Below are 20,049 nucleotides of genomic sequence, written 5' to 3'. Positions count from 1 at the left end.
GCAGAGGGGCGACGGTGCTGTTTGCCCAATGGCTTGAGCCCAATAGCTTCAACCCGGTGCAGTCGACCTTGCAGGAATTCGAGCTGGCGCTCGCACGGCCGTTGCTGACGGCTCACGGCCCGATCACCGTTCGCCGTGGCATCGAGGTGCACGTGGGCGACGACGCCTGCGTGGGTCGAGGCGAGGCAGCGCCGCTGCCTGGATTCGGCGTAGAGACCTACGACGAAGCGCTCGCAGCGCTCGAACGATGGGCGGCCGATCCCGAGGGCGATCCGCCAAACGAACCATGCGCTGCGGCTGCGGTCGAGTCTGCACTGACACAGCTCGATGCCGAGATCGAGGGTGTGACCTTGGCCACGCTTCTTGCCGGAAAGACGCCTCCCCAGCGACGCATCGCCACGCACGCCCTCGTCGCTGACCTGGATCCCGAAGCCGCCGCGCAGCGGGCCGCGCGCGCAGCAGCGGCTGGTCATGTGGCCGTGAAGCTCAAGGTTGCGGCGAGCAATCCGAGCGGTAACGGGGTGTCCGTCGCATCGGCCGCGGACGAGTCTGCGCGCATCGCCGCCGTGCGCCGTGCGCTGCCGGCCGGTGTGGCGCTGCGATTGGATGCGAACGGGGGCTGGGACCGTTCAACCGCGATCAAGGTGCTGCGCCGCGTCGGCTACCTCGACATCGAGTTCGTGGAAGAACCCACGCCGCAGCCTGCGGACTGGGCGCAGATCAGCCGCACCGTCGGGCTGCCCGTGGCGGCCGATGAACACCTGCGAGACCCGGATGCGCTCGACCGGCTCGTCGAGGTGGGCGCTATCGAGGTGGCGGTCCTCAAGCCTGCCGTGCTGGGTGGGCCGCACGCCACCTACGACCTGGCCCGCCGGGCGTCGATGCGCGGCGTGCGTTCGGTGGTGTCGTCATTCATCTGCGGTCCTGCCGGTTTGCGGATCGCCCGCGACACGGCGGTTGCTGTCGATCCACACGGCGTGCACGGCATTGGCACCGCGACGCTGTTCGCCGACCCGCTGCCCGAAGATGTCACGCCTGCTGGCGGCTACCTGCCCGTGCCCACCGAGGCCTCTGCCGGCGCCGCTTGAACCCTCGCTAGATGCGCCAGCGTTGGGTCTTGCCTAGCGGGGTCTTGGGCAGCTTGTCGACCAATTCGATCGCGCGCGGTGCGCAGTAGGCGGGAAGCTGAGACTTGACGGCGTCGCGGAGCTCGTCGACCGATGGAGGATTGGCGGGGTCAGCGGGGACGATCACCGCGGTCACCGCTTGGACCCATTCGGGTTCGGGGCGACCGACGACGGCGACTTCGGCGACACCGGGGTGCTGGGCCAGAATCCGCTCGACTGCGACCGGCCAGACCTTCTCCGCACCGCTGGTGATCATGTCGTCGACTCTGCCGAAGACTGAGAGGCGGCCGTCGTCAGCGACGGCTCCGGCGTCGCCGGTGTTGAACCAGCCATCGTCGGTACGGGGATCGGTGCCGTCGCGGTAGCAGCGCAGCAGCATCGGGCATCGCAGTTGGACCTCGTCGTCGACGGTGCGCAGCTCGACATCGCGCAGAGGCCAGCCCTCGTAGACCACGCCGCTAAACGTCTCGGTCAGGCCGTAGGTGGCGACGGTGTTCTGGGGTCGCTGGGCGGGCATGGCGGAACCGCCGAGCAAGATGGCTCGGAAGGCTGACGCTTCGGTGCGTTGCAGCGCTGTTGGCACGAGTGACGTCAGCGTTGCTCCCCGCCGGGTGGCGTTGGCGACCGCTGCGGCGTCGAAGCCGTCGTGCACCTCCAGCGGCGTGTCGGTCAGCAGCGCCCGCACCACGACGGCCAGCCCGCCAACATGGCTGAGGGGCAGGCATGCCAGCCAGCGGTCGGTACTGGGGTCGACTTCGAGGAACGAACTGGTGGCCATGGCATTCGCGGCGATCGCGTCGTGCGTGAGGACCGCTCCCTTCGGCTCGCCGGTACTGCCGCTGGTGACCATCACCGCAGCGTCGCCGGGTTCGACGGGCCAGCCGCCGCGTCGGCGGTGGCGACCCGTGTCGTCCACCACGTAGCTCGCACCCATGCGCTCGACGAGCGAATGCTGTGCCACGGTTGGCAAGCGCTGGTCAACCGGCAACACGGCGTCGCCGGCGTCCCAGGCGCGCTGCAATTCGGTCACGAAGCGATCGCCTCCGCCCAGCGACAGGGCCACCAGTCGATGCACAGCGCGGACGCTACCGGCGGGTGTCGGGTGCGTCCGCTGGATTTCTCCCGCGAGACTGGGCCCGACATGGCTGGATCCGATGTCGGTGGGCCAATCCCATCGCCGACACCGACGCTGCGCTGGACGGGCGACAGCGTTGAGATCATCGACCAGACGCGGCTGCCCGCAGAGCTGGCCTTGATCGATGTGCGAGACACGGAGACAGCAGTGGACGCCATCGAGCGGCTCGCCATCCGGGGCGCACCCGCACTCGGTGCGTTCGGCGCTCTCGCCGTCGTCGTCGGATTCGACGAAGCGGCACCTCGCTCGCTCGACGAGGCTCGATCGGTACTCGAGCGTCTGCGCACTCAGATCGGCAATGCCCGTCCGACGGCTGTAAACCTGCGCTGGGCGGTCGACCGCACGATCGACGCAGCACTCGGCACCCCCGCCGCGGCAGACACAGCGACCTTGCGAGACCGATTGCTTGTCGAAGCGCAGGCCGTCGGCGCCGAGGACGCCGAGGCGTGTGCAGAGATCGGACGCCTCGGGCGCGAGGTCCTGGCTGACGCGACCAACATCGCGACGCATTGCAACGCAGGCCGGCTGGCCACCGCTGGAATCGGCACTGCGCTGGCCACCGTGTACGCCAAGGCCGCAGCTGGCGAGCCGGTTCGGGTGCTGGCGTCAGAGACGCGGCCTCTGTTACAGGGTGCACGACTGACGGCGTGGGAGCTCGCTGATGCCGGTATCGACGTGTCGGTGGTGGCGGACAGCGCGATGGCGTCGCTGATCGCCGCTGGCGATGTCGACGCGGTGATCGTCGGCGCAGACCGCATCGTCGCCAATGGCGACACCGCCAACAAGGTCGGCACCTTCGCCCATGCACTCGCCGCCGCCGATGCAGGCATCGGGTTCTACATCGCTGCCCCGACCACCACGATCGACCCGACGATCCCGTCGGGCAACTGCATCGTCATCGAACAGCGGAACCCCGACGAGGTGCACAGCGCTGGCGGCAGACGCCTTACGCCTGCGGGGGCGGGGGCGGTCAACCCGGCCTTCGATGTGACGCCGGCTCGCCTCATCACGGCGATCATCACCGATGCCGGAATCCTGCGACCGCCGTATGGCCCCTCCATCGCCGCGGCCCTGGCAGCGTCCCGAGGTTCCGGAGGGGGAGCCGACTGATGCAGAACCGTTGGGACGCTTCCGAAGCAGAGCGCTGGGCCGCATTGGGCGATCTCGGCGAAATCACCTTCGGGTCACGCTTGGTCGGCGCCGACCCGGCGCTCGTGCTCCATGGCGGCGGCAACACGTCGATCAAGGGCACCAGCCGCGACGCCTGGGGTGAGCCGGTGCCGACGCTGTGGGTGAAGGGCAGCGGCTGGGACCTTGCCACCATCGAACCGCCCGGCTTCGCGCCGTTGCGACTCGAGCCTGTACAGCGACTGGCGGAACTGTCGCAGCTGAGCGATACCGAGATGGTGAACCAGCTGCGGATCCACCTCCTCGACGCATCGGCGCCGAATCCATCGGTCGAAGCCATCCTGCACGCGCTGCTGCCACAGCGAGCGGTCCTGCACAGTCACGCCGACGCCGTTCTGGCGCTTACCAACACTGCCGACGGCGATGCCCGAGTGCGCGATCTCTGGGGCGACCGGATCGTGGTGGTGCCATACGTCATGCCGGGGTTCGACCTTGCCCGTCGCTGCGCCGTCGAATGGGCCGCGCAGGCGCACGACGGCACCGAGGCCATGGTCCTGGCGAACCATGGGATCTTCACTTTCGGTGCGACGGTGCGCGCTGCCTACGACTCGATGATCGCCCTCATCAGCGAGGCCGAGCAGTGCCTCGCCGATGCCGGGGCGCCTTCGTTCGGCGGCAGCGATGCGGGCGGGACGGGTGCCGGCAGGGCGCGTGGCATCAGCCCTGACACGGTCGAGGCGGTAGCAGAGCTGCGAGCAGCGATCTCAGCTGCGGCGGGAACGCCGATGCTGCTGCGCGCCGTGCGCGATGAGCGTGCCGAAGCGTTCTGTGCCAGAGACGACGTGGCATCGGTGGCGCGCCGGGGACCGGCGACGCCGGATCACATCATCCGCACCAAGCAGTTCCCGATGGTGGGCCGCGACGTCGGCGCGTTCGCGGCCGACTATCGCGAGTATTTCGAACGCAACCGTGCACGCCATGACCAACCCGGCGCACACACCACGCTCACGATGCTGGACCCTGCGCCGCGGGTGGTGCTGGACCCTCGGCTCGGGCTGTGGACGGCGGGCCGGCGAGCTGTCGACTGCGACATTGCCGCCGACATCTACCTGCACACCATCGATGTGATCTGTGCCGCTGAAGCGCTGGGTGGTTACGTGGCGCTCAGCGAAGGCGACTTGTTCGATGTGGAGTACTGGGAGCTCGAGCAGGCCAAGCTGGCTCGCTCCGGAACGCCGGCGGCCCTGGCGGGCCAAGTGGCGCTGGTGACGGGCGCCGCTTCAGGCATCGGGCGCGCCGCAGCGGACGCACTAGCGGCCGGCGGCGCTGCGGTGGTCGGCATCGACCTGGCCGAAGCACCGGACCGAAGCACCGGGACGGCGCGACATCACGCCGTCACCGACATCACCGATCCTGGCGCTGTTGCGGCAGCGGTGGCCGGCGCCGTGGAGCTTTTCGGGGGCATCGACATCGTCGTGGCAGCGGCTGGCATCTTCGGCCCTTCGGCACCGCTGGGCAGCCTCGCCGACGAAGCCGGGCTGGGCACTGCCTGGCAGCAGACCTTCGACGTCAACGTGAGCGGGGCGGCGAACACCCTGGCGGCGGCTCACCGCGTCCTGCGGCACTCGCCCGCTGGCGGCCGTGTCGTGATCGTCGGCTCGAAGAACGTGCCCGCACCGGGCAAGGGAGCCGCGGCCTACTCGGCATCAAAGGCTGCGCTCACCCAACTCGCCCGAGTCGCAGCACTCGAGTGGGCGGCCGACGGCATCACGGTCAACGTCGTGCATCCCGACGGCGTGTTCGACACGGGACTGTGGTCTGATGCGCTCATCGCCGAGCGAGCTGCCGCCTACGGGTTGACGGCGGAGCAGTACCGGCGGCGCAACCTGCTGGGCCGCGAGCTGGCCTCAGCCGATGTCGGTGCGCTCATTGCCCAGATGTGCGGTCCCGCCTTTGCCCACACCACCGGCGCCCAGATCCCCCAAGACGGCGGCAGCGACCGCGTCATCTAGCTGCCGGTTGCAGCAACCGCTGGGGTGGCGCCGGCCATGAGCAGGCCGATCTCCTCGCGGGTGGTGGTGCGGGGTTCGACGGTGGCCACAATGCGGCCCTCGTACATGACGGCAATCCGGTCGCTGAGGGCCATCACCTCGTCGAGCTCGGCTGACACCAGCAGCACCGCCGTGCCCTCGTCGCGGCGCTCGCGGATACGGCGCCAAATGAACTCGATGGCGCCGATGTCGATGCCGCGGGTGGGCTGCGCGGCGATCAGCAGGTCGATCTCGTCGGAGAACTCGCGGCCCACGATGAGCTTCTGCTTGTTGCCGCCCGACAAGCTGTCGGCTGACGATTCCACGCTGGGTGTACGCACGTCAAATGTGGCCACGACATCGTGCGCATGGGCATCGATGCGATCCCGGCGCAGCATGCCGCCCGCCGAGAACGGCCGCCTGAAGTAGCGGTTCAACACCGAGTTGTCGGCCACCGAGTAGGAGCCGATGAGGCCGTGCTTGGCCCGGTCCTCGGGAATGTGACCCACGCCGATGACCGTGACCCGGCGCGGTCGTGCTCCCGAGGCATCCTGATCGTTGATCGAAACGGTGCCAGAAGTCGCGTGGCGCAGGCCGGTGATGGCTTCCACCAGCTCCCGCTGGCCGTTGCCTTCCACACCGGCGACACCAACGATCTCGCCCGCACGCACCGAGAGCGACAACTCGTCGAGAGCGCGCTGGCCGCGGTCGTCGTCGGCGCAGAGGCCATCGATGTGTAAGACCACCGGTTGCTGCGCGGCGGCGCTCGAGCGTTCTTCGGGGGTCGGCGCTGTCATGACGACCGCGGCACCGCCAGCGGCACTCGACTCAAGCCGGTCTCCGTGGAGGTCCACAGCCCGACCGACCATCAGCTCCGCCAGCGCTGCTTCGCTGGTGTCCGCCGGCGTCGTGGTGCCCACCACCCGTCCCTCGCGCAGCACGACGATGTCGTCGGCTGCAGCCATGACCTCGCGCAGTTTGTGGGTGATGAACACGATGCCGACGCCTTGGTCGGTCAGCCCGCGCAGCACACCGAGCAGGTGGTCGGTCTCCTGCGGGGTGAGCACCGCAGTGGGCTCATCGGCAATCAGCACTCGAGCGTCGCGATACAGCGCCTTGAGAATCTCGACCCGTTGCTGCGCACCCACCGGCAGGTCCTCCACCGCGGCGTCGGGGTCGACGTGCAGGCCGAAGCGCTCCGCCAGCTCCAGGACGCGTCGGCGGGCCTGGGAGAGGTCAATCATCCCGAACCGGTGCGGTTCGGCACCCAGCACGATGTTGCGCACGACGCTCATCGGGGGCACCAGCTGGAAGTGCTGGTGCACCATGCCGACGCCGCGGGCGATGGCGTCGTGCGGGCTCGACAGCTCCACCTTCTCGTCGGCAATCACCACCTCGCCCGCATCGGGCCGGTGCAGCCCGAACAGCACGTTCACGAGGGTGCTCTTGCCGGCACCGTTCTCGCCCAGCAGCGCCAGGATGCGTCCCGGTCGCAGTTCGACCGACACGTCGTCGTTTGCCACCACGGCACCGAAGCGCTTGGTGATCCCCCGCCCTGCCAGCAGTACCTGGGGCACGCGCTGCGCAGCAGCGGCATCAGACACAGGCTGCGCGCCGTTGGCGGGAGATGCAGCCATCACCGAACCTCGTACGGCTGGCCGAGCGCGGCGGGGTCGCGCATGTGTCCGAACAGACCTGCAGCTGCCACCACGATGATCGTCACCACAAACGGCAGCATCCCCACGAATTGCGCCGGAATATCGAAGGTGTCGTTCAGCTGGAACTGGTTCTGCAAAGCCGTGGTGAAACCGAAGAACAGGGCCGCGGCATAGGCACCGAGCGGCGTGCGGCGGCCGAAGATCATGACGGCAAGCGCCAGGAAGCCGCGGCCGCCCGACATTGCACGGCTGAACGTGCCGACGGCCTCGAGGGCAAGGTAGGCACCGCCGAGACCGGCCAGCCCTCCCGCCAGCGTCACGTTCAGGTACCGCAGGCGGATCACGTCGACGCCGACCGTGGCGGCGGCGCCGGGGTGCTCGCCGATGGCAGTGGTGCGCATCCCCCACACCGACCGCAGCAGCAGCACGTGCAGCACGACAACCAGCACGAGCGCGATGTAGGTGAGCGGCGGGCGGTTGAACAGCGCCCTGCCGACGACCGGCAGGTCGGCCAGCGGCCCGAGTTCGATCGCCTGGTACTTGAGCTGGCCGAGCGAGCGCCCGCGGTCGTAGAAGAACGACGTGAGGCCGAGCGCGGCGATGTTCAACACCGTGCCGGCGATGATCTGGTCGGTGCGCAGCCCGATCGACATCGCGGCCAGCATCCAGCCCATCGCGAGCCCCATGGCCACGCCGGCCACCACGCCCGCAGCGAGCGATCCGACGACCGACGCCACCGTGAACGCCGCGAACGCCGACATCAGGAACTGCCCCTCGATCCCGATGTTGACGATTCCTGAGCGCTCGCCAATCATCCCGCACATCGCTCCGAGCACTAGCAGCGTGGCCGCACGCACGGTGCCCGACAGCACAGCGGTGGTCTGTGCACCGTTCCAGGCGTAAAAGCCCCACACGCATACGACGACCGCAACTGTTCCCGCCACAGTCCAGATGCGCGCCGGACTCCAGTACCGCTGCACAGCGGCCCCCGACGACGCCTCGATCACCGTCATCGGCCCCAGCCAGCGCCCAGGGTGAGACGGCGGTCATCCGCGTCGCGCAACCGCAGCAGCCAGCGCACAATCATCGGCGCAGCGACGAACAGCAGGATCAGCGCCTGAATGACATCGATGATCTCGGGTGCAACACCCGACTCGAACTGCATCTTGGCTGCACCGGCTTCCATCACCCCTACGAGCAGGCCCGCGGGGATCACGGCCACCGGATGTGTCCGCGCCAGCAGTGCGATGGTGATGCCCTCGAAGCCGAGGCCCACGTTCACGCCCGCTTCGAACCGCCCGTCCACACCCAGCGACTCGACAGCGCCGCCGAGGCCGGCCAACAGCCCCGACACCGCCATGACCGACGCGATGATCCACCCCACCGAGATGCCTGCGTATCGGGCAGCGTGACGGTTGGCCCCGACGCTGCGCACCTCGAAGCCGTACGTCGTGCGCTCCAGCAAGAACCAGCACACCACCGCGGCGGCCACGGCCAGCAAGAACCCCGCAGGCAGCCAGCCCCAGGTGGGGATGACAGCAGAGTCCTCCACGAGCGGGGTGCGGGCAATGATGTTCGAACCCGACGTGTCCTGCCAAGGATTCGCCGCCAGCCAATCGGTGAGATTGCCGGCGACGAAGTTGAGCATGATCGTGACGATCACCTCGTGTGCTCCCGAGGTGGCCTTCAGCACGCCCGCGATCGCACCCCACGCCGCTCCCGCAGCGCCGCCAACGAGCAGCGCTAGGGGCAGGTGAATCACCAGCGGCAGCCCGTCGATGCCAAATCCGATACCCGCCGCGAATGCAGCGCCTACCAGCAGCTGGCCCTGGCCGCCGATGTTGAACAGGCCCGCCTTGAAGGCAAACGCGACCGCCAAGCCGCCGAAGATGAGCGGCGTGGCCTTCTGCAGCGTGCGCAGCACCGCATCGGCGTCTCCCAGCCCGCCGAGAACCAGTGCCCCGTAGGCACTGAGGACCGAATGGCCCTGCACTGTGATGAGCACCGCTCCCAGCACCAGCCCGAGCACGACTGATGCCAGCGGTACCGCTGCGGCGCGCAGGACCGCGCGAGCCGTGACCCGGGAGGCTGGAGCCCGCCGGGCCGCGACGTCACCGGAGCCGGTTGTCTGATCTGTCTCAGCGGGCGCCGATGAGCCAGCGGACGCGCTCACGGCGAGGTGAGGTGTCCGCGGCCCACGGCGACCGACTCAGTTCGTGCCTCGCTGGATCAGCCCGGTGGCCAGCCGGTGTTGATGCTGCCGTCGTTCAGGCCCACCAGCACGTCGTCGAGCGTGGCACGCATGTCATCGGTGACGACATCGTCGAAGTCATGGAACGGAGCCAGTCCGACCTCTCCGAGGTAGTTGCCACCAGCGAACTCACCTGCGTTGGCTTGGGCGACCAGATCGGCCACACCGGGGGTGATGAGCTTCATGGCGCTCGTCAACAAGCACGGCTGCGCTTCGGGCACGGTGTTCCACTGGTCGGTGTCGACGCCCACGCAGTACGCGCCGTCTTGCGAGGCGATCTCGATGAGCGCCCCGTTGCCGGTGGCACCGCCTGCGCCGAAGATGATGTCCGCGCCTTGGTCAAGTGCCTGGCGTGCAGTGGCGGCACCCCAGTCGGGGTCGCCGAAGGCCACGTCAAGGCCGCCAGGGTGGTACGTGGAGATCGTCTGCACGCCTGCGTTGGTGTAGCGCGCACCATGCTCCCAGCCTTCCTTGAAGGCCACCACTGGCGGGACCAGGTCGGTGCCCAGCACCGCACCCACGATGTCGGTCTCGGTGAGCATGCCCGCGAGCGCTCCGGCCAAGAAGCCCGACTTGTCCTCGGGGAAGATCAACCCGGCCAGGTTGGGCAGCGTTTCGCCTTGGAACTGGTCGACGCCGATGAAGAAGATGCCCGGGTTCGCCTTGGCGGCGGCGATCGTGGCGTCGCCGAGACCGAAGCCGACGGTGATGATGACGTTCGCGCCGTCCTCGACGAACAAGCCGATGTTGTTCTCGTAGTCCTTGGCCTCTTCGGTCTCGATGTAGTTGGCCTCTACACCCAGCGCGGCGGCGGCTTCCTGTGCGCCTTCCCACGCCGATTGGTTGAAGCTCTTGTCGTCAACCTTGCCGGTGTCGGTGACCAGGCCGATCTTGAACGCCTCGCTGTCGTCGCTGCCAGTGCACCCTGCAGCAAGCATCGCGACGACGGCAAGCACAATGGCCAGTCGTCTGGTGAATGTGGTCATGTCGGTCCTCCCAGTGGCACAGGTGGCGCGATCCGGTCCTGCGCGGCCCCGCCCCCGTGTCGGGGAGCCTATTCCTCGACGAGTTCGACCAGCGTGCCGAGGTTCCCCTTCGGGTGCACGAACGCAACGGTTGTGCCGCGCGAGCCCGGACGGGGGGCTGTGTCGATGGGTACGGCGCCGGCGTCAATCATCGCTCCGAGGGCCGCTGCACAATCGTCCACCCGGTAGCCGATGTGGTGGAGGCCTTCGCCCCGACGCTCGAGGAACTTGGCAATCGGCGAATCGGGACGGGTCGCGGCGGTGAGCTGGATGTAGCTGTCAGCCACCTTGATCAGGGCTTCTTCGACACCGTCAGAGTCGACAGTCTCACGGTGGGCGACCTCGGCTCCGAATGCCTCGGCGTAGTAGGCGACTGCCGCATCAAGGTCCTTTACGGCGATGGCGACATGGTCGATCTCGGTCAGGATCATCGGTTCGGCACTTTCTTGTCGGCGGCTTCAGGCGTTGGCGGCTTCCAGCGATGCAGCGTGGCGCGCGAATAGCGTGATCTTCTCTTCGCCGATCTGTTCGCGCTTGTCCGGATCGGTGATGCCCTGCCCGGGCCCGGACGCCAGGCACAGCACGCCGAGCTTGCCCTCGTGCAAGTTGCCATGCACTTGCCACGCCGCAAGACCGGTCTCGTCCAGCGTGTACGTCTTGGACAGGGTCGGCTGGATGCGGCCCTGTCCGATGAGGCGGTTCATCGCCCATGCCTCGGCGTAGTTGGCGAAGTGACTCGCGACGATCCGCTTGAGCCGCATCCACAGGTGACGGTTGTCGTACTCGATCATGTAGCCGCTGGTGGCGGCACACGTCACGATCTTGCCGCCGCGCTTGGCGACGAACACCGAAGCGCCCATCGTGGATCGGCCGGGATGCTCGAACACGATGTCGGGGTCGTCGCCGATGAGGCCCCGCACCGTCTTTCCGAGGCGGCGCCATTCGCGCTCGTCCTGGGTGTTCTCGTCGGCCCAGAAGCGGTAGCCGTCGGCGCTGCGGTCGATGACGTGGTCGACGCCGAGCTGGTGGAGCAACTCGGCTTTGTCGGGTGAGCTGACCACGCCGATCGGCACGCCGCCGCCGTTGAGCACGAGCTGGCAGGCATAGCCGCCGAGCCCACCCGAGGCGCCCCAGACGAGCACCGAGTCGCCCTGTTTCATGCGAGCAGCGTTGTCGCCGACCAGCATCCGGTACGAGGTGGATGCGCACAGCGCATTCACGGCCGCTTCTTCCCAGCTGAGATGCGTCGGCTTGGGCATGAGCTGGTTGGCCTTCACCATCGAGAGGTCGGCGAGACCGCCGAAGTTGCTCTCGAAGCCCCAGATCCGCTGGTTGGAGGCCATCATCGAGTCCTCGTGAGCGGCTGGGTCCTGGTCGTCGACGTAGTTGCAGTGCACGACGACCCGGTCGCCGGGACGCCAGTTGCGCACCGCCGAGCCGACCTGCAGCACCACGCCCGAGGCGTCGGAGCCCAGCACGTGGTAGTCGAGCGCGTGACGGGCGCCCCAGGGGCTCTCGCGGCCGAGACGGTCCAGGAAGCCGAACGTCGGCAGCGGTTCGAAGATCGAGCTCCACACGGTGTTGAAGTTGATCGAGCTGGCCATCACCGCCAGGTACACCTCGTCAGGAGCCAGCCCGGGCGTCGCGACCTCGCCGATGTGCATGGCCTCGCGAGGGTCCTTTTCGGCTGAGGCGCGGCCCTCAAACATCGTTTGCTCATTGCGCAGTACGTGCGCCGCCCTGAAGCTCTCCGGGATCGGCATTGCCTCAAGATCGGAACCGGACGCACCGGCGGCGATGGCATCAGCGAACTGCTTCACGAGCCCGAACGCTAATCGTGCGGCGCGACGTCGGGAGCCGCCGCCAACTCCTCGCAACGGTAGCGTCTAGAGCCGTTTCGTATACTCGCCGTTCATACATCCGTGTCTCGACAGAGGGGCTGTGAGCGCGGGCAGAAGCGAAGGGGTCGCGATGGCTGGTTCTGTGATCGTCGGGGGCGCTCGGACGCCAATCGGCAGGTTCAACGGCGCGTTGGCCGGCCTGACGGGCGCCCAGCTCGGCGGCGTTGCCATCGAAGGAGCGCTTGAGCGCTCAGGCATTGCTGCTGCAGATGTCGACTACGTCGTGATGGGGCAGGTGTTGCAGGCGGGCCAAGGGCAGATCACGGCCCGGCAGGCGGCGACCGCAGCGGGCATTTCGATGGAGGTGCCGGCCATCACGGTCAACAAGGTCTGCCTGTCCGGCCTGAACGCCATCTACATGGCCGACCAGATGGTCGCGGCGGGCGACGCTGACGTCGTCGTGGCAGGTGGCATGGAATCGATGACGAATGCCCCGTACCTGCTGCCCGATGGTCGCAACGGCATGCGCATGGGATCAGGCACCGTGCTGGACGCGATGATCCACGATGGCCTGTGGTGTGCCTTCGACGACCGGCACATGGGCGACGGCACCGAGCGGGATGCCGCTGGTGCGGGGATCTCACGCAGCGCTATGGACGAGTTCTCGGCGCAGTCGCACGAGCGTGCCGCGTCGGCTCAGAAGGAAGGCCGCTTCGACGACGAGATCGTCACGGTCAACATCCCTCAACGGCGGGGCGAGCCGCTGGCAGTGCTCGATGACGAAGGCATTCGGCCGGGGACGACCTCGGAAAGCTTGGCGGCGCTACGTCCCGCTTTTGCGGCAGAGGGCGCGGTCACGGCCGGCAACGCATCACAGATCTCCGACGGCGGCTGCGCAGTCGTGGTCATGTCTGCCGAAGCAGCCGAACGGCACGGCGTCGAACCGCTGGCTGAGGTCCTCACGTACGGCATGGTGGCTGGGCCTGACACCTGCCTGCTGAACCAGCCGGCGAATGCCATCCGTCGGGCGCTGCAGCGCACCGAGCTAGATGTCGAGGACCTGTCCTTGTTCGAGATCAACGAGGCTTTCGCCGCGGTAGCCGTGGCGTCGACGGCTGATCTGGGCGTGTCGCCCGAAATCGTGAACCCCAACGGCGGTGCGGTGGCGCTCGGACACCCCATTGGCATGTCGGGTGCCCGCCTGGCACTCACGCTCATCGGTGAGCTGCGCCGTCGCGGCGGCGGGCTCGGCGCCGCGGCGCTGTGCGGGGGCGGCGGCCAAGGCGACGCCGTCATCCTGCGGGCTGCCTAGAGGCTGAGCCGCGGCAGCACCTTGGTCGCGACGCACAGCGGCCACATCGCGGCTTCGACGGCATCGGTAACTGCCGGTGCGTCGGCGCCGGGAACCTCGAGGTAGATGCGGCTGGCTCCGAGCAGTTCGGTGAGTCGGGCGAACGGGGCCGGGTCGACGAGCATCGCCCCCACGACGGCTGCGGGGGCGGTGGCAATGGCCAGCAGCACGCCGCACGGATCCACAAACACCGCAGCGACGCCCCCCGGGTTAGCGCCGGCGCTTAGACACAGTGCCCGGGCGTGGCACGGTCCGGCCACCATCACGCGCTCATCGGGCGACGGTCGGAACACCGCCACGGGCAGGTCCGGGGCAGCTCGGTCGTTGGGGTTGTGGGCAGCCATGACACTCCTCGAACGCGCAGTTCGAATGTGCAGGCCGCCGGGGAAGTGCCGTCCGAAACCTATGCAGCTACCGCCAGCCCGTCCAGCGATTTATTGCCTGGCCGGAAAGGTGCCTGAACTCGTGGGTCGATCAGCTCGACATGGCGGAGATGAATTTCCCGGCGAGGAATGCAATCAAGATCCGAGCACCGCATCCGGCTTGACATCAAGTGCATCCAGCGTGCTGCTGTGATGGTCGAGCCACAAGAGTGCTGGCTCGCTCAACAACTCGACGACATCGCGGATCCGTCGATAGTCGTCCTTGAGATTGCGTTGGAAGATGGGCTTGTGGTGGGCAATCCTGTTCCTCAGAGTACGCAGGCGGTCGAGAGTTTCATGAAGTCCTTGGCGATTCTTGATACGTCTCGCAAAGATCCTGTAGAGATCGGAACGCCAAATCGTCGTGTCGTAGGCATTGGCGAACAGCGCCACCCAGAATCCGAAGGGAAGTTCCGAAACGACGCGGTTGGCAGTCGGCTGCTTGCCGACCCTGCGGAGATGCTCAACTGCTCGCTCCAGCGTGCTTACCTGGGCTGGCCGAAGCAGCCGTGCAGTGCCGAACCATCGGGTGCCGTGGGCCGTGCTCATCACATCGTGGATCGCGTTGCGAAGTGTGATTTCAAGTGTCTGAAGCGACCGTGGAAAGACGCAGCAACAGCGGTGTTCCACGTGTAGAGCTGCAGCGCTCCTTTATCGCTGTCAGTCGACTGCCGGTAGGTAGCAAAACGGGTCTTCGACACAGCCGAGACAAGGCCGTCCACGTCACTGAAGGCGAAAGGCTGACGATCCACATTGCGCCGCTGTATTGTTGTCATGTACGCCCCCTTCAGCCTCTCCCCGGTCCGCCGGGTGATGCGGTAGGGGGCAGATTTCGTTTCGATGGCCGAGCGCTGCTGCCGCGATCCCGTCCAGCGATTTACGTCGAGATCTACGGAGTGATGGTGCGGCGGTTGCGCAGCGCTCGTTCGAGCGTGAGTTCGTCGGCGTACTCGAGGTCGCCGCCGACGGGCAAGCCGCTGGCGAGTCGGGTCACAGCCACGCCGAGTGGTTCGAGCTGTCGGGCCAGGTACATGGCGGTGGTGTCGCCCTCGATGTTGGGGTTGGTGCACACGATCAGCTCGGTGACCGACTCGCTGTCGAGTCGTGCGAGCAGTTCGCGGATGCGCAGTTGCTCGGGGCCGACGCCTTCGAGCGGGTTGAGCGCCCCGCCGAGCACGTGGTAGCGGCCTCGGAAGCCGGCTTTCTCCATGGCAATCACGTCACGTGGTTCCTCAACCACGCAGACCATGCCGTTGCGTCGGGCCAGGTCGTCGCAATAGGCGCACGGGTCGGTTTCGCTGAGGTTCCAGCACTTGCCGCAGAATCCGACACGGTCCTTGGCTGCGGTGATGGCTGCCGCGAGGCGGTGGGCGTCGGCCGCGGGCCGCTTCAGCAGCCAGAAGGTGATGCGCTGCGCACCCTTGGGACCGATGCCGGGCAAGCGGCTGAGCTCGTCGATCAGGTCTTCGACCGCGTCGTCGTACACGTCAGTCCCTGCTGCTGGTGGTGTGTCGCCAGCGTGGTTCCCGCCACCGTGCGTGAAGTGGACGTCGCCCGCTGCCGGTCAAGGCTGTCAGGTTGTGCCCTCGTCGACGTGGACCACGACCGAGCCGGGAAAACGGTCCACGATCTGGCGCACCTTGGACTCCCGCGAGGAGGCCGATAAGCCAGTCTCCTGCGACACGGACTCCTGCGACACGGACTCCTGCGATACCGTTGATGCGCTTGCGCTGCCGGTCTCGGACTGCTGCGCGGTGCCTCCCTCGGGTGCACTCGCAGCCGGAGCAGCGTCGTGGAAGGGCGCAGGCGAGGCGACTTCGGCCGGCGCGACCGGCGCGGGCGGTGGCGGCGGAGCCTCGTCGTGCGCCGTCGAGGCCGGACCGGCCACGTTGCCCGATCTGCTCACCTCGAGGCGGATCGTCTGGTCGAGCACTTCCGACAGGACCGCTTCCGCCTCGTTGCCCCGGCGCTGGGCCTGATCGAGCGGTACGCCTTCGCTGAGCCGGACGGTCACCACGTTGCGGTCGTGGGCAAGGACCTCGGCCTCGCGGAACAGCCCCGCGGCAACGGGTCGCAGCCGCTCAACGATCTGCGTCTCCCAGATCCGCTGCAGATCCGCAGCCGTCATCGCTGACCCCGGTGTGCGCTCAGCCGTCGCATCGGGTTGCGGTGCGGCTTCGATTGGCGGCGCGGGCGGTGCCGGGGCTGGAGGCGCTGGAGGAGCTGGCGGCGGCGGGGGCGGCGGAGGCTGTGCAGCGATCCGAGGGGCGTCGAGGGAAGGCGGCGCCTTGGTTGCGGCCATTGCAGCCCGGGCGGCGGCTGGACCACCGCCGGTTGGCGTTGCTCGGCCTGTCGCACTCGATGCCGGTGCCGCGGACGCAGGCGCAGCCGCCGATGGTGCGCCCGAACCCAGCAACTCGTCGGCGAGCAGGCCCACCAGCGCAGTCTCCAGCGTCAAGCGGCGGTCGGCTGATTGGGGCATCTGTGCCAGCGCATTGCCGAGGGCCTCGAGGGCTCGCACGTTGGCTCGGCGACCCATCGCATCGCTCAGCTCACGCGCCGACGCGACCTCGGCGGAAGGCAGTTCCGCTGGCTCCACACCGGCACCCACCAGGAACATGTCGCGCAGGCGGCGCGCCGTGCGCTCGGCGAGGTCCCGGGCGTCGACACCCGCCGACGTCGCTTGGGCCACCGCGATCAGCGTCGCCGCGAGATCGGCATTCGCCAGTGCCTGCACCAGTGCGTTCACGTCGGTGCGGTCGTCGGGGATGCCCCCGGCCGCCAGCACGGTGTCGAGCGCTGAGAGCGCGTCACGCACGGATCCGCCGCCGCGATCGGTCACGTAATCCACGACCGCGTCGTCGACAGGCGCTCCGGCCGCCTCGGCGATGGCTCGCACGTGCGGGACCATCTCGTCCGCGCCGACCAGCGAGAGCTCGAACTGCTGGGTGCGGCTGCGGATGGTAGGCAGCACCTTCTGTGGATCGGTGGTGGCCAGGATGAACACGACGTGCGACGGCGGTTCTTCCAAGGTCTTGAGCAGCGCATTCGAGGCCGCCGTGGACAGCATGTGCACCTCGTCGAGCAGGTACACCTTGCGGCGCCCGGAGCTGACGAGGGCTGCCTTCTCGGTCATGTCGCGGATGTGGTTGACCGAGTTGTTGGACGCTGCGTCAAGCTCGATGAGGTCCAGCGAGGTGCCCGCGGCAACTGCGGTGCAGCTGTGGCACGTGCCGCACGGTTCCCCGTCGTCGCCGAGCGCCTCGCAGTTGAGCGCTTTGGCCAGGATGCGTGCGGTGGAGGTCTTGCCGGTGCCGCGGGGGCCGCTCAGCAGGTACGCGTGACCGACGCGGTCCTCGCGGACGGCATTGCTCAAGGCCCGGACCAGGTGAGGCTGTCCGACTACCTCTGCAAACCGCTGAGGTCGGAACCTCCGGTAGAGCGACTGGTGCGGCATCTCGCAGCGATCCTAAGAGCTACAGCGGAGACGTGACGAAGCGATTCGGACGGACGATCTCTGAGGGTGGCGGATCAGCAGATTCATTGGTTAGCGTTTGGCGTGTGTCGCCGTCTGACGTGGCGGCCGGGTCCTGTGCAACGGCGACCCGTGAACCGAGTCAGGGCCGGGAGGCAGCAGCTCTCAGCGGACCTCGTTGTGTGCCGCAGATCACCTGGCCGCCTCGCCAGACGGCGACACATCTTTTGTTGGAGAGTTGCCAGAGTGGACGAATGGGCTCGCTTGGAAAGCGTGTGAGGTTTTCATCGGCCTCCGTGGGTTCGAATCCCACACTCTCCGCGTGTCAGACTCAGAATTCATGACCGACAGCAGGTCGCGCGGCATCGAGACCAAGGGTTACGAGCCGGACTTGCCCATCTCGGTGTCGTCGATTCTGGACTGGCCGCCGCGGCCGATAGCGACGCTGCGGCACATTGCGTTGATGATGCTCCCGCAGGGAATGCTCTGGGTGGCGATGTCCGCGGTGGTGTGGAACTTCTTCACGCCATCCATGGAGCGCATGGAGAGCCCGAGCCCCAGGTGGATTCTCGAGATTTACCTCCGCAACGTGGTGGTGTTCACGCTGGTCGCGGGAACGCTGCATGTGGCCCTGTACGTCCGGCGGGTCCAGCAGCAGCGCTACAAGTACAACCGCCGATGGCTCAGCACCACGAACCGGTCGTTCCTGTGGAATAACCAGACCCGGGACAACATGTTCTGGTGCTTGGTCAGCGGCTGTGGCGTCTGGTCGGCCTATGAGGCACTCACCTTGTGGTTCTACGCCAACGACTGGATCCCGTCGGTGGAGTGGGGCACATGGTGGCCGTACATCTGCGCGCTGACCGTGATTGCGTCTCTGTGGTCGGTGACTCACTTCTATTGCATACACCGGGTGCTGCACATGCGCTGGGTCTATGACCACGTGCACTACCTGCACCACCACAATGTGAACACAGGTCCGTGGAGCGGGCTGTCGATGCACCCGGTCGAGCACATGATGTACCTCAGCATGATCGTGCTGTGGTGGGTGGTGCCCGCTCACCCGTTCATCTTGATCCTCACCTTGCTGTCAAACAGCGTCGCAACGGCGTTCTCCCACTCGGGTTTCGAGCGCTTCGAGATCGGCAAGCGCTCCGGGCCCACCATGGCTGGAGCCGACTACTTCCACCACCTGCATCACCGTTACTTCGAGTGCAACTACGGCAATCGGCCCGTGCCGCTCGACAAGCTGTTCGGCACCTTCCACGACGGCACGCCCGAGGCCCACGCCCGGATGCGAGAGCGAGCCAAAGCCCGCCGCGGCATAACGACTGCATGACGCCCCGAAATAGCGGCACACTCTCGGTGTGACAGACGAAGCAGCCATGGAGCTGGCATTGGAGCAGGCCCGGCGGGCTGCGGCGGCTGGCGAGGTGCCCGTCGGTGCTGTGGTGATCGTCGGCGGCGAGGTCGTCGCGGCGCGCCACAACGAGCGCGAGACGACGAAGGACCCCACAGCGCATGCCGAAGTGCTGGCGCTGCGCGACGCAGCCGCCGCCGTCGGAGACTGGCGACTGTCAGACGCAACGCTGGCGGTGACGCTCGAACCGTGCCCGATGTGCGCCGGGGCAGCCCTGTCGGCCCGGGTGGCCCGGGTGGTCTTCGGGGCGTATGACCCCAAGGCCGGCGCTGCTGCCACGCTCTACAACCTGCTCGTGGACCCCCGCTTCAACCACAACTCTGAGTTGATTGGCGGAGTACGCGAGGCGGAGTGCGGCGAGCTGCTCAGCGAGTTCTTCAGCAATCACCGCTGAGTGCGCAGCACCATGCAGGAGTCGGAGGAACCCTTCCCCTCAAGTCACCCGGCGGCACCGGAAGCGAGCGTCACGGTGGGCCTGCGGTTGTGCGTCACCGGATGGCTGGGTCAGAGTCCGAGCAGGTCAGCGATGAGTTCTCGAATCTGTTGCAGCGCGACGGGCCCGGTGTTGGTGCCCGTCGTCTCGACGACGCGGTCGACGCTGAGGGTGGTGGGCAGGTGCGCTTGGGCGACACCGAAGCCAGCGATCTCAACCTCGCTCAACCAACCTCGCCTGGTCGTCGTACAAGGTACGACCACGATCGCGTGTTGACGGAACTCGAGCACATCATCGGCGGTGACGACGATGGCCGGTCGGACGAACCCTGGCTCGCCCCTCGCCGGCGTCCCGAAATCGCAGCGGACGACATCACCCGCTTGCATGAGCGACATCGCTCGCAGACGCATCGAGCACAGCCTCATCGGCGGTATCGAGCGGGGCACTCGCGAGCTGAGCCCCGATGATGCGACGACGTTCGCGCCGGATCAGCTTCTCGATCTGCGCGTCGAACGTGAGCCCCTCACGATCGGCAAGCTGACGCAAGGCGTCCCGGGTCCGGGCCGAGACCTTGATGGTAGTCGAATCAGGCATACCGCAGAGTATGCCTCCTCAGGCTCGTCATGCGTGCTCTGAAATCGTCTTGATTTCGGCTAGCAGCACCCGGGTCTCGGCTACTGCGTCATCGGGGAGCTGACTGATGCGGACTAACCGACGCTCGAACTTTCCCATGTCGCTTTCGAAGGCGACGAG

Annotated in this window: 19 protein-coding genes, 1 tRNA gene and 1 other RNA gene; 8 read left to right on the top strand and 13 right to left on the bottom strand. The window is 67.4% G+C overall.

What is annotated here, in order from left to right; translation table 11 throughout:
• Positions 1–56: 56 nt before the first annotated feature.
• Positions 57–1,088 carry an o-succinylbenzoate synthase gene (gene menC / locus ACPXYO_RS02435; RefSeq protein WP_423916359.1) on the top strand — a complete coding sequence of 344 codons (1,032 nt, stop codon included), beginning with the start codon at positions 57–59 and terminating at the stop codon, positions 1,086–1,088.
• 7 nt (positions 1,089–1,095) lie between these two features.
• Here menC and ACPXYO_RS02430 read toward each other — a convergent pair whose 3' ends face one another.
• Positions 1,096–2,202 (bottom strand): class I adenylate-forming enzyme family protein, encoded by a 1,107-nt coding sequence (locus tag ACPXYO_RS02430; protein WP_423916358.1) that lies wholly within the window; start codon positions 2,200–2,202, stop codon positions 1,096–1,098.
• Between the two features lie 66 nt (positions 2,203–2,268).
• Here ACPXYO_RS02430 and mtnA point away from each other — a divergent pair, with 66 nt between their 5' ends.
• Both mtnA and ACPXYO_RS02420 read left to right on the top strand, forming a co-directional pair.
• Positions 2,269–3,372, top strand: coding sequence for an S-methyl-5-thioribose-1-phosphate isomerase (mtnA, locus tag ACPXYO_RS02425; protein WP_423916356.1), 1,104 nt, complete (start codon positions 2,269–2,271; stop codon positions 3,370–3,372).
• Positions 3,372–5,402 carry a bifunctional aldolase/short-chain dehydrogenase gene (locus tag ACPXYO_RS02420; protein WP_423916354.1) on the top strand — a complete coding sequence of 677 codons (2,031 nt, stop codon included), beginning with the start codon at positions 3,372–3,374 and terminating at the stop codon, positions 5,400–5,402. The genes mtnA and ACPXYO_RS02420 overlap by 1 nt, the downstream gene beginning before the upstream one ends.
• Here ACPXYO_RS02420 and ACPXYO_RS02415 read toward each other — a convergent pair.
• The 6 genes from ACPXYO_RS02415 to ccrA form a co-directional block, all read right to left on the bottom strand.
• Entirely contained in the window at positions 5,399–7,057 is a 1,659-nt protein-coding gene (locus tag ACPXYO_RS02415) for an ABC transporter ATP-binding protein (protein WP_423916352.1), read from the bottom strand. The genes ACPXYO_RS02420 and ACPXYO_RS02415 overlap by 4 nt on opposite strands.
• The gene (locus ACPXYO_RS02410; protein ID WP_423916350.1) at positions 7,057–8,091 is read right to left on the bottom strand and encodes an ABC transporter permease; all 1,035 of its coding nucleotides are present in this window, start codon (positions 8,089–8,091) and stop codon (positions 7,057–7,059) included. The genes ACPXYO_RS02415 and ACPXYO_RS02410 overlap by 1 nt, the downstream gene beginning before the upstream one ends.
• Positions 8,088–9,251 (bottom strand): ABC transporter permease, encoded by a 1,164-nt coding sequence (locus ACPXYO_RS02405; protein ID WP_423916348.1) that lies wholly within the window; start codon positions 9,249–9,251, stop codon positions 8,088–8,090. Before ACPXYO_RS02405 ends, ACPXYO_RS02410 begins: the two co-directional genes overlap by 4 nt.
• Positions 9,252–9,307: 56 nt before the next feature.
• Positions 9,308–10,315, bottom strand: a complete 1,008-nt coding sequence (locus tag ACPXYO_RS02400; RefSeq protein ID WP_423916347.1) for a BMP family ABC transporter substrate-binding protein — start codon at positions 10,313–10,315, stop codon at positions 9,308–9,310.
• 68 nt (positions 10,316–10,383) lie between these two features.
• Positions 10,384–10,785: a methylmalonyl-CoA epimerase gene (gene mce / locus ACPXYO_RS02395; RefSeq protein WP_423916345.1), complete on the bottom strand. Its 402-nt coding sequence runs from the start codon at positions 10,783–10,785 to the stop codon at positions 10,384–10,386.
• 27 nt (positions 10,786–10,812) lie between these two features.
• Positions 10,813–12,174 (bottom strand): crotonyl-CoA carboxylase/reductase, encoded by a 1,362-nt coding sequence (gene ccrA, locus ACPXYO_RS02390; RefSeq protein WP_423916344.1) that lies wholly within the window; start codon positions 12,172–12,174, stop codon positions 10,813–10,815.
• A gap of 151 nt (positions 12,175–12,325) precedes the next feature.
• Between ccrA and ACPXYO_RS02385 the strand changes: the two genes are divergently transcribed.
• On the top strand, positions 12,326–13,507 hold the full coding sequence (locus ACPXYO_RS02385; protein ID WP_423916342.1) for an acetyl-CoA C-acetyltransferase: 1,182 nt from the start codon (positions 12,326–12,328) through the stop codon (positions 13,505–13,507).
• On the opposite strand, the gene ACPXYO_RS02380 is transcribed toward ACPXYO_RS02385, so the two are convergent.
• The 4 genes from ACPXYO_RS02380 to dnaX form a co-directional block, all read right to left on the bottom strand.
• Positions 13,504–13,890 (bottom strand): hypothetical protein, encoded by a 387-nt coding sequence (locus ACPXYO_RS02380; RefSeq protein ID WP_423916340.1) that lies wholly within the window; start codon positions 13,888–13,890, stop codon positions 13,504–13,506. The two genes, ACPXYO_RS02385 and ACPXYO_RS02380, sit on opposite strands and share 4 nt — an antisense overlap.
• A gap of 174 nt (positions 13,891–14,064) precedes the next feature.
• The gene (locus ACPXYO_RS02375) at positions 14,065–14,517 is read right to left on the bottom strand and encodes a hypothetical protein (protein ID WP_423916338.1); all 453 of its coding nucleotides are present in this window, start codon (positions 14,515–14,517) and stop codon (positions 14,065–14,067) included.
• A gap of 340 nt (positions 14,518–14,857) precedes the next feature.
• Positions 14,858–15,454 (bottom strand): recombination mediator RecR, encoded by a 597-nt coding sequence (gene recR / locus ACPXYO_RS02370; RefSeq protein WP_423916336.1) that lies wholly within the window; start codon positions 15,452–15,454, stop codon positions 14,858–14,860.
• Positions 15,455–15,541: 87 nt separating this feature from the next.
• Positions 15,542–17,425 (bottom strand): DNA polymerase III subunit gamma/tau, encoded by a 1,884-nt coding sequence (gene dnaX / locus ACPXYO_RS02365; protein WP_423916334.1) that lies wholly within the window; start codon positions 17,423–17,425, stop codon positions 15,542–15,544.
• A gap of 124 nt (positions 17,426–17,549) precedes the next feature.
• Between dnaX and ffs the strand changes: the two genes are divergently transcribed.
• From ffs to tadA, 4 genes are all read left to right on the top strand, one after another.
• Positions 17,550–17,648: signal recognition particle sRNA small type (gene ffs / locus ACPXYO_RS02360), an RNA gene on the top strand.
• 27 nt (positions 17,649–17,675) lie between these two features.
• Positions 17,676–17,764 (top strand) — tRNA-Ser (locus ACPXYO_RS02355).
• Position 17,765: 1 nt separating this feature from the next.
• Positions 17,766–18,782, top strand: coding sequence for a sterol desaturase family protein (locus ACPXYO_RS02350; protein ID WP_423916333.1), 1,017 nt, complete (start codon positions 17,766–17,768; stop codon positions 18,780–18,782).
• A gap of 28 nt (positions 18,783–18,810) precedes the next feature.
• Complete coding sequence (gene tadA, locus ACPXYO_RS02345; protein WP_423916331.1) at positions 18,811–19,257, top strand: tRNA adenosine(34) deaminase TadA; 447 nt, start codon at positions 18,811–18,813, stop codon at positions 19,255–19,257.
• A 110-nt stretch (positions 19,258–19,367) separates the two neighbouring features.
• On the opposite strand, the gene ACPXYO_RS02340 is transcribed toward tadA, so the two are convergent.
• Positions 19,368–19,682 (bottom strand): type II toxin-antitoxin system PemK/MazF family toxin, encoded by a 315-nt coding sequence (locus tag ACPXYO_RS02340; RefSeq protein WP_423918634.1) that lies wholly within the window; start codon positions 19,680–19,682, stop codon positions 19,368–19,370.
• Positions 19,669–19,890, bottom strand: a complete 222-nt coding sequence (locus tag ACPXYO_RS02335; RefSeq protein ID WP_423916329.1) for a toxin-antitoxin system protein — start codon at positions 19,888–19,890, stop codon at positions 19,669–19,671. The genes ACPXYO_RS02340 and ACPXYO_RS02335 overlap by 14 nt, the downstream gene beginning before the upstream one ends.
• Positions 19,891–20,049 lie beyond the last annotated feature (159 nt).

Origin of the sequence: Candidatus Poriferisodalis sp., from assembly GCF_965237655.1 — a bacterium.
Lineage (GTDB): Bacteria > Actinomycetota > Acidimicrobiia > Acidimicrobiales > Poriferisodalaceae > Poriferisodalis.
This window is presented reverse-complemented; position numbering and strand designations above follow the sequence as displayed.